The organism is Microbispora cellulosiformans (genome assembly GCF_008728085.1).
Lineage (GTDB): Bacteria > Actinomycetota > Actinomycetes > Streptosporangiales > Streptosporangiaceae > Microbispora > Microbispora amethystogenes.
On sequence record NZ_VYTZ01000001.1, the window covers coordinates 710,954 to 720,190 of the forward strand.

The following is a 9,237-nucleotide window of genomic DNA, read 5'->3' on the forward strand; positions in this document are numbered from 1 at the left end:
CAGGTATTAAGAAGTATGCGGCGTCTGCCTATTGCCGCGCGGCCCTTCGATGCCGTGCGTCACCGGTATGGACCGCGCCACCCGAACACGCCCCTACCGGGAAGCGGACGCGTATCCGACCGGTATAGACCACCGTTCAGGCGCCGGCCCTCATCGGAGCGTGGAGGAGACCACCCGAGGAGCGCGGCCGGCGCCGAGGTAGAAGACGCCGGGGAAGCCGCGCGTCTCGAACCCGCCGCTGACATTGCGGCGCAAGGTCGAGTGCTCGATGCGCAGAGAGCCGCTGCGGTCGTTGCTGACGAAGAACACCGCCCCGCCGCCCTCGTTGGCGTGGTTGCCGGTCATCAGCGAGCCGGCGATCCGGACGGCGTACCTGTTGCCGTCCGCGTACACGGCCCCGCCGCTGCCGCCCCCGGGGGTTCCGGCCTTGGCCGGGTTGGCGCCGCGTCCGACCGCCCGGTTCCCGACGAAGACGCTGTTGACGATCTGCCAGGAGACGCCGATGCCGCTCAGCGCGCCCCCGTTCGAGCAGACGCCGTTCTCGAAGCTACTGCCGGCGACGTACACGGGCAGGTCGTGCCACTGGTCCAGCACGCGGATCGCCGCGCCGCCCAGATCGGGGCCGGTGCGGTCACAGCGGTTGCGGACGAACCGCGAGTTGACCACTTTGAGCCTGCCACCGCGGGCGAAGACCGCCCCGCCACCACCGCCGTCGGTCCTCTGGCCGGTGGAGTCGCCGTCGGCGAACGTCAGGTTCTGCAGGGTCAGCGCGGGTGCCGGCTGGTCGTCGCAGTGCGAGGTCGTCCACACCTGGGCCCGGTCACAGGTGTTCATGTAGAGGATGCGCCGTTTGCCCGCGCCGCTGAGCGTCACCTTCCCGCCGCCGTCGACGACGACCCGGGCGCTGGTGTTGCGGACCTTCGCCGTGGCGGTCAGCCTGATGGTCACCGGGCGGGGGCCACAGGAGAAGGTGATGACGCCGCCGCGGGCCACGGCCCTGACGAAGGCCTGGGAGGTGCAGCTCGCGGGCGTGCCCCGGCCGACGACGGTCGTCGGGCGGGAGACGTCGGCGGGCCGTGCCTCCGGCGGCACGGGAACCGTCCCCCTGAGGCTCCCCGCCCCCGTCGCCGGTGCGGATTCCGCGACGGCGGGCGGAGCCGTCGCACCGGCCGGCGTCACTCCGATCACCGTCATGCCGTCCACCGTCATGCCGGACATGGAGAGACCGGCACCCGACACCAGCACGGCGGTAAGAGCTCTGCGTCCGAATCGCACGCCGACGATCGTATTGACCCCGATTAGGCACATAGGGGGTTTCGGGGAATCTCCCGGGAAAAGCGCGCGCCCCGCGGCCCGCCCGTGAGGGCGGCGCGGGGCGCGGTTGCCGATCCGATCGGTCGCCGATCGGGCGCCGATCGGGCGCCTCTGCCGAGCTGCTCCCGATCGATCGCCTGCTGTCAGCGACCGTCGATCAGTGGCCGCCGATCAGTGGCCGTCGATCAGTGGCCGCCGATCAGTGGCCGCCGATCAGTGGCCGCCGATCAGTGGCCGCCGATCAGTGGCCGTGACCGTGGCCGTGGCCGTGACCGCCGCCGGCGGCCGGGGCCTCCTCCTCGGGCTTGTCCACCACGAGGGCCTCGGTGGTCAGCAGCATGCCGGCGATGGACGCGGCGTTCTGCACGGCCGAGCGGGTCACCTTGACGGGGTCGATGACGCCCTGGGCCACCAGGTCGCCGTACTCGCCGGTGGCGGCGTTGAGACCCTCACCGGCGTTCAGCGCGGCGATCTTCGTGGTGACGACGTAGCCCTCGAGGCCCGCGTTCTCGGCGATCCAGCGGGCCGGCTCGACCAGGGCCTTGCGGACGATCGAGACGCCGGTGGCCTCGTCGCCGGTCAGGCCGAGGTTGTCGAGGTCCTTGGACACGTGCACGAGCGCGGAGCCGCCACCCGAGACGATGCCCTCCTCGATCGCGGCGCGGGTCGCGGAGATCGCGTCCTCCAGGCGGTGCTTCTTCTCCTTCAGCTCCACCTCGGTCGCGGCGCCGACACGCAGCACGCAGACACCGCCGGCGAGCTTGGCGAGGCGCTCCTGGAGCTTCTCACGGTCCCAGTCGGAGTCGGACTGCTCGATCGCGATCTTGATCTCGCGGATGCGGTCCTCGATCGCCTGGGCGTCACCGGCGCCGTCGACGACCGTGGTGGTGTCCTTGTTGACCACGACGCGGCGGGCCGTGCCGAGGACCTCCAGGCCCACGTGCTCCAGCTTCAGGCCGATCTCCTCGCTGACGACCTGGCCGCCCGTGAGGGTGGCGATGTCCTGCAGCATGGCCTTGCGGCGGTCGCCGAAGCCCGGAGCCTTGACGGCGACGGAGGTGAAGGTGCCGCGGATCTTGTTGGTCACCAGGACGGCCAGGGCCTCGCCCTCGACGTCCTCGGCGATGACCAGAAGCTGCCGCTTGGTCTGGGCGACCTTCTCCAGCAGCGGGAGGAAGTCCGCGATGGAGGAGATCTTGCCCTGGTGGATCAGGACGTACGGCTCCTCGAGCACCGACTCCATGCGCTCGGCGTCGGTGACCATGTAGTGCGAGAGGTAGCCCTTGTCGAACTGGAGACCCTCGGTGAACTCCAGCTCCAGGCCCATCGCGTTGGACTCTTCGACGGTGATGACACCGTCCTTGCCCACCTTGTCGAACGCCTCGGCGATCAGGCCGCCGATCTTCGCGTCCTGCGCGGAGATCGTCGCGACGTTGGCGATCTCCTTCTTGTCCTCGACGTGGCGGGCGGTGCTGAGCAGCCGCTCGCTGACGGCCTGGGCGGCCTTGTCGATGCCGCGCTTGAGCGACAGCGGCTGCGCGCCGGCCGCCACGTTGCGCAGGCCCTCGCGGACCATGGCCTGGGCCAGGACGGTCGCGGTGGTGGTGCCGTCACCCGCGACGTCGTTGGTCTTGGTCGCCACCTCCTTGGCGAGCTGGGCGCCAAGGTTCTCGTACGGCTTCTCCAGCTCGACCTCGCGAGCGATGGTGACACCGTCGTTCGTGATCGTCGGGGCACCGAACTTCTTGTCGATGACGACGTTGCGGCCGCGCGGGCCGAGGGTCACCTTGACGGCGTCGGCGAGAGCGTTCACACCACGCTCGAGAGCGCGCCGCGCGTCCTCTTCGAACTCCAGGATCTTCGGCATTCAGGTCTCCTTGTGAGCGCGTCGGAGCCCCGGGCACGTGGACCCGGGGCTCCTCATGGCTTGCGCGGCCTACTACTTCTCGATGATGGCGAGCACGTCGCGAGCCGAGAGCACCAGGTACTCCTCGCCGCCGTACTTGACCTCGGTGCCGCCGTACTTGCTGTAGAGGACGACGTCGCCCTCCTTGACGTCGAGCGGAATGCGCTTCTCGCCGTCCTCGTCCCAGTTGCCCGGGCCCACAGCGAGCACGCGGCCCTCCTGCGGCTTCTCCTTGGCGGTGTCCGGGATGACCAGGCCGGAGGCGGTGGTCTGCTCGGCCTCAAGCGGCTGGACCACGATGCGGTCGCCGAGCGGCTTAACGGGAACCTTGGTGGCGGTCGTCACGATCGGACCTCCCCTTCAGATTGCGATGAATGAGCTGAAGAGGCGACCAGCGGCCTGCCGTCGCGGGTGTCAGACCTGTCTCGTCGCTGTTGGCACTCTCAATGGCAGAGTGCCAACACGAAACAGTATGCAAGTGGCGCGTGACAGTCAACACGAACCCGCCCCGCAGGTCAGACCCGTCTCCCGGCAACGCGTCCGAGACCCTCCGTTCAGCCCCCCGCCGCCCGCGCGTCACCGCCGCGACCCCCCGAACGGCCCAGGCCAGCGGGCGGATCAGCGGGCGGCGTACGAACCGGAGCGGACGTCGTCGACGAGGCCCGGCCGGCTGGGGTTCCAGCCGAGGTTCTTCCTCGCGAGATCGCCGCTCACCACCTGGCTCAGGGCGAGCCCCTCGGCGAACGGGCGGCCGAGCACCTCGCTCGCCTCGCCGATCGGCCACGGCACGGCCTTCCCGCTGCGACCGGCGGCCGCGGCGACGTCGGCGACGCTCACCGCCTCTTCGGCGACCGCGTGGAAGAGGTTGCCCGGCGCGGCCTTCTCGATCGCGAGCACGATCAGGTCCGCCAGGTCGTCCACGTGCACGGTCGCCCAGGTCGGCGCCGGGCCGCCCGCGTGGACGTACCTGCCGTCCTCCCCGTCCGGGGCGGCGAGGAGGGCGGGGATGCCCACGCCCCGGCCGTACACGACGCCGGGCCGTACGACGATTCCGCCGCCGTCCAGCACGAGCCTCTCCACCCGCGGACGGTAGCCGGACAGGGCGATCGGGTTCACCGGCGCGTCCTCGTCCGCCGCCTCGGTGGTGGCGCCGAGCACCCACACGCCACTGACGTAGACCAGTCGCGCGCCGCCGCCGGCCAGCGCCTCGATCGCGGCGACGTCCACCGCCTCGTCCCCGACGGGGTTCGCGGCGTGGACGACGACGTCGATGTCGGAGGTCACCGCCTTCGCGAGCGTCTCGGGCTCATTGAGGTCACCGTGACGCACCTCGCCCGGCAGGGCGGCCTCGCGCGGCTTCGGCCGGACCAGCGCCACCACGTCGTGGCCGTGCTCGGCGAGCCGCTCCGCGAGCACCGAGCCGATGTAACCCGTCGCGCCGAGAACGAGAACATTCATCGTTTCACCTCGAAAATTTTGATGTCTGACTTTTCGACCTGGAGGCTAGCGTAGAAGGCATCGACATTTCAACGTCGAAGCAAGCGTTACGATGAGACGAGGAGGAGCGGCGGGTGGACCTTCGGCCGCGCGCATCATGAACCACAACCTCGTGGACGGCACCACCGTGGACGGCACCACCGTGGACGGCACCACCGTGGACGGCACCACCGTGGACGGCACCACCGTGGACGGCACCACCGTGGACGGCACCGTGAACGACGCCATCGAGCAGATCCTCGGCGACTGGGCCCGGGTGCGTCCGGACGTGGACTGTTCGGCGATGGGCGTCGCCGGGCGGATCTCCCGGGCGTCCCGCCTGATGGAGAAGGGCGTCAAGGAGCACTTCGCCCGGTACGACCTCGAGCCCTGGGAGTTCGACGTGCTCGCCACCCTTTTCCGCGCCAACTCCGAGCACCGGCTCTGCATGGGCGACCTCGCCACCGCCGCGATGGTGAGCTCGGCGGCCCTCACCAACCGGGTGGACCGCCTCACCGCCAAGGGGCTGGTGCACCGGGAGGTCTCGCCGTCGAACCGCCGCATGGTCCTGATCACCCTCACGGACCGGGGCCACGCGATGGTCGACGAGTTGCTGGAGGGCCACGTGGCCAACGAGAACCGGCTGCTCGCCGGCCTCACTCCGGAGGACCGGGAGCAACTGTCCGGCCTGCTCTGCAAGCTGCTCACCTCCCTCGGCGACGTACGCACCTGCTGACTGGGTGAGCGCCGGCCACAGGCGGTAGCGTCGCGGGCGTGGATCTGGACACCCTGCGCATGCTGTTCGCGCCCGCCGGGCGCGCGGCCCTGGACGAAGCCGTGCGGATCATCGCCGACGGCGCGGACCCGGTGGCCGCCGCGAGCGCGCTGCGCCGATCCCACTCCCCCGAGCTCGCCGCCGCGGCGCTCACGCAGGCGTCGCTGCGGCGGCGTGCCGAGACCAAGTTCGGCGCCGACGCCGCCGTCATGTTCTTCACCCCGCACGGACTCGAGCAGGCCACCCGGCCCGAGGTCGCCGCCCACCGCGCCGCCAGGATCAGCGCCGCCGGGCTCGGAGCCGCCGGATTCGAAGCCACCGGAGCGGGGCCGACCGGCGTGCGCCCCGCCGGAGTCCCGGACGGCCCGACCGGAGGCGTGCGGGCTGCGGAGGGGCCGCGTGTGCTCGACGTATGCTGCGGAATCGGCGGCGACCTGCTCGCGCTGGCCCGCGCGGGATGCGCGGTGGACGCGCTCGACCTCGACCCGCTGACGGTGGAGATCGCCCGTGCCAACGCGGCGGCGCTCGGCCTGTCCTCCCTGGTGACGGTCCGTACGGCGGACGCCGCGGCGGCCGACCCCGGGGAATACGACCTGCTGTTCGCCGACCCGGCCAGAAGGGGGGCGAGAGGGCGGACGTTCGACCCGATGGCCTACTCCCCCTCGTGGCCGGTGGTGCTCGACCTGGTCGCCCGGGCTCCGGCCGCCTGTCTGAAGACGGCCCCCGGCATCCCGTACGAGTTCATCCCGGAGGGCGCCGAGGCCGAATGGGTCTCCTACCGGGGCGAGGTGAAGGAGGCGGCCATCTGGACCGGGATGGGAACGGGCGGCCGGCGCGCCACCCTGCTCCCTTCCGGCGCCACGCTCACGGCCTCGGGCGCGGAGGCCGATGCCGGGCCGGTGAGCCGTTATCTCTACGAGCCCGACGGCGCCGCCGTACGGGCGCACCTGGTCGCCGAGGTGGCCGCCCTCGTGTCGGGTCACCTCGTCGATCCGCGCATCGCGTACATCACCGGTGATCGTCTCGTGCCCACGCCGTGGGCGGCGTGTTACGAGGTCACCGACGTGATGCCCTTCTCGTTGAAGCGGCTGCGCGCGGCGCTGCGCGAGCGGCGCGTCGGCGCGGTGACGATCAAGAAACGCGGGTCCGCGGTCGACGTCGAACGGCTGCGGAAAGACCTCCGGCTTTCCGGGAGCGAATCCGTGGTGATTGTGCTCACCCGGATAGAGGACCGGCCCTTCGTGTTGCTTTGTCAGCCAGTGACCAGCCAGAAGGGCTGAACTTCCGGCAATTCACCGGCAATCATCGCCTTTCCCAGTCCACGCCTGACGGCCGCGGGTCAGGGCCTAAAGTTGGCCGTCGGGCAGTGCCGCCTGCTCGTTCGTCTGCGCGAGACCGGGCCGAACCCAACGTTTCGGCGAGCTGAAGGAGCATTCTCGGTGGAGCATTCCAGCCACAACCTCCTCCAGGCGGGCAGCCAGACCGCCATCTCCGACCGGATGCGGGAACTGCTCGCCCGGGCGGCCCAGGACCACGTCTACGAGCAGCGGACGCAGGGCGCCGCGCTCGACGACATCCGCCAGCGGCTGGAAGGCATGGAATGGCTGCTCCGCGAGGTGCGCGAGCGTGAGCTCGGCGGCCTCGGCGCGGCACTGGAGGCGATCACCCAGCGGCTCGACGACCTGGCGGCCAGACCGCCGGCCTGGGCCGAAGGTCTCGCCCAGCACGTGGAACTGCTGCGCGGCCACGTGGAGGAGGCCGGCGGCCGGACGCAGGCGCTGGCCGACCGGATGACGGAGTTCGCGCACCGGCTCGGCAAGTTCCAGGGCGGCATGGAGGCGGCCGCCGGGCGCTTCACCCGGCTCGACAAGGCCCTCACCTCGCTCACCGAGCGGACCGAACGCCTGGAGGCCGTCGTGATCGAGCGGCTGGAGTCGGTCGGCGGCAGGATCGAGGCGGTGGAGAGCGGCGTCGAGGCGGTCGGCGAACGCGTCGGGATGCTCCCCGCCGAGCTGGGCATCGGGGACCTGCGCGGCACCGTGGCGGGGCTGGGCTCCAGCGTGGACGGCGTGAACGCCACCGTGGCCGGGTTGAGCGCCGGAGTGGGAGACGTCGCCGCGAGCGTGGACGAGATGAGCACGACCATGGCGGGCATGAACGCCGATCTCACCCTCACGGCGGGGGCGGTGGCCCCGCTCGCGGAGGCGGTGCGGAGCAGACCCGACCGCGAGCAGATCGCCGAGACCGTCTCGGACGCGGTCACCAGCGCCATGGAGCCCGCACGCGGCGACGTGGCCCGGCGGCTCGCCGCGCTGGAGGAGACCATGCTGGCGCTCGCGGAAGCCCTGCTGCGCCCCGCCCATGGCCCCAGCCACGGCTCAGCCCACGGCGCCGGCCACAGCTCAGGCCACGGTCACACTCGCGACCGCGCCGACTGACTCCGTCGCCGCTCAGACGTGGACGACGGTGATCGGGAGGGACGAGTCGGCCGGGATCCGCAGCGTCGAGGGCGTGGCTCCGGCCGCGACCAGGTCGGCGCCGAGCGCCGCCACCATCGCGCCGTTGTCCGTGCACAGACCCGGCCGGGGCACCCGCAGGCGCACCCCCGCCGCGTCGCAGCGCTCCTGGGCCAGCGCCCGCAGCCGCGAGTTGGCCGCCACGCCACCACCGATCAGCAGGTCCTTCACGTCGTAGCGGGCACACGCCTGCAGCGCCTTGCGGGTCAGCACATCCACGACCGCCTCCTGGAACGACGCGGCGACGTCGGCCACCGGCACCGGCTCGCCCGACGCCTCGCGGGCCTCGACCCACCGGGCCACGGCCGTCTTCAGCCCGGAGAAGGAGAAGTCGAGCGTGCCGTCGTCGTACTTGCCGCGCGGGAAGGCCACCGCCGAGCCCGAGCCCTCGCGGGCGGCCCGGTCGATGTGCGGCCCGCCGGGGAACGGCAGCCCCAGCACCCGGGCCACCTTGTCGAACGCCTCGCCCGCCGCGTCGTCCACGGTCGAGCCGAGCGAGATAACGTCCTGCGCGACGTCGGGCACGAGGAGCAGCGAGGAGTGCCCGCCCGACACCAGCAGCGCGATCGCGGGCTTGGGCAGCGGGCCGTGTTCGAGCTGGTCGACGGCGACGTGCGCGGCGAGATGGTTGACCCCGTAGAGCGGAACGCCGAGGCCCAGCGCGTACGCCTTGGCGGCGGCCACACCGACGAGCAGCGCGCCCGCCAGTCCCGGGCCCGCCGTCACGGCGACCGCGTCGATGTCGGAGAACCGCAGCCCGGCGCCCGCCAGCGCGCTCTCGACCGTCGGCGTCATCGCCTCCAGGTGCGCCCGGGAGGCCACCTCGGGCACCACCCCGCCGAACCGGGCGTGTTCGTCCATGCTGGAGGCGATGGTGTTGGCCAGCAGCGTGTGGCCGCGGACGATGCCCACGCCCGTCTCGTCGCAGGACGTCTCGATCCCCAGCACGATCGGCTCGTCGCGCCCCATCATGACTCCTTCTGTGTCTCCCGCTCACCATCGGGACGCTCACTCCCGATGTCTTCCCTCGTCGCTCGGAGTCGCTCGTCCCTCGCTCCCCGCTCACTCCTCAGTCCAGACACCGGCGCGCCCCTTCGGATCGCTCGCTACTGTTCCCGCTCACCATCGGGACGCTCACTCCCGATGTCTTCCCTCGTCGCTCGGAGTCGCTCGTCCCTCGCTCCCCGCTCACTCCTCAGTCCAGACACCGGCGCGCCCCTTCGGATCGCTCGCTACTGTTCCCGCTCAGC

At 71.6% G+C, this 9,237-nt stretch carries 8 protein-coding genes; 3 read left to right on the plus strand and 5 right to left on the minus strand.

Going from position 1 to position 9,237, the window contains the following annotated elements; all coding sequences use genetic code 11:
* Positions 1-150: 150 nt before the first annotated feature.
* The 4 genes from F5972_RS02890 to F5972_RS02905 all read right to left on the minus strand — a co-directional run bounded on the left by F5972_RS02890 (position 151) and on the right by F5972_RS02905 (position 4,678).
* Positions 151-1,275, minus strand: a complete 1,125-nt coding sequence (locus F5972_RS02890; protein WP_225311114.1) for a hypothetical protein — start codon at positions 1,273-1,275, stop codon at positions 151-153.
* Between the two features lie 280 nt (positions 1,276-1,555).
* A complete protein-coding gene (gene groL, locus F5972_RS02895; protein WP_150930773.1) occupies positions 1,556-3,181 on the minus strand; it encodes a chaperonin GroEL in 1,626 nt (541 codons plus the stop codon).
* A gap of 72 nt (positions 3,182-3,253) precedes the next feature.
* Positions 3,254-3,565, minus strand: coding sequence for a co-chaperone GroES (gene groES / locus F5972_RS02900; protein WP_030508383.1), 312 nt, complete (start codon positions 3,563-3,565; stop codon positions 3,254-3,256).
* Positions 3,566-3,838: 273 nt separating this feature from the next.
* The gene (locus tag F5972_RS02905; protein WP_150930775.1) at positions 3,839-4,678 is read right to left on the minus strand and encodes an NAD-dependent epimerase/dehydratase family protein; all 840 of its coding nucleotides are present in this window, start codon (positions 4,676-4,678) and stop codon (positions 3,839-3,841) included.
* A 136-nt stretch (positions 4,679-4,814) separates the two neighbouring features.
* Between F5972_RS02905 and F5972_RS02910 the strand changes: the two genes are divergently transcribed.
* From F5972_RS02910 to F5972_RS02920, 3 genes are all read left to right on the plus strand, one after another.
* The gene (locus F5972_RS02910; RefSeq protein ID WP_150930777.1) at positions 4,815-5,432 is read left to right on the plus strand and encodes a MarR family winged helix-turn-helix transcriptional regulator; all 618 of its coding nucleotides are present in this window, start codon (positions 4,815-4,817) and stop codon (positions 5,430-5,432) included.
* Positions 5,433-5,470: 38 nt separating this feature from the next.
* Positions 5,471-6,751, plus strand: a complete 1,281-nt coding sequence (locus F5972_RS02915) for a class I SAM-dependent methyltransferase (protein ID WP_449843633.1) — start codon at positions 5,471-5,473, stop codon at positions 6,749-6,751.
* 159 nt (positions 6,752-6,910) lie between these two features.
* On the plus strand, positions 6,911-7,909 hold the full coding sequence (locus F5972_RS02920) for a hypothetical protein (protein WP_150930779.1): 999 nt from the start codon (positions 6,911-6,913) through the stop codon (positions 7,907-7,909).
* A gap of 12 nt (positions 7,910-7,921) precedes the next feature.
* Here F5972_RS02920 and tsaD read toward each other — a convergent pair whose 3' ends face one another.
* Complete coding sequence (gene tsaD / locus F5972_RS02925; protein WP_150930781.1) at positions 7,922-8,959, minus strand: tRNA (adenosine(37)-N6)-threonylcarbamoyltransferase complex transferase subunit TsaD; 1,038 nt, start codon at positions 8,957-8,959, stop codon at positions 7,922-7,924.
* Between the last annotated feature and the right edge of the window lie 278 nt (positions 8,960-9,237).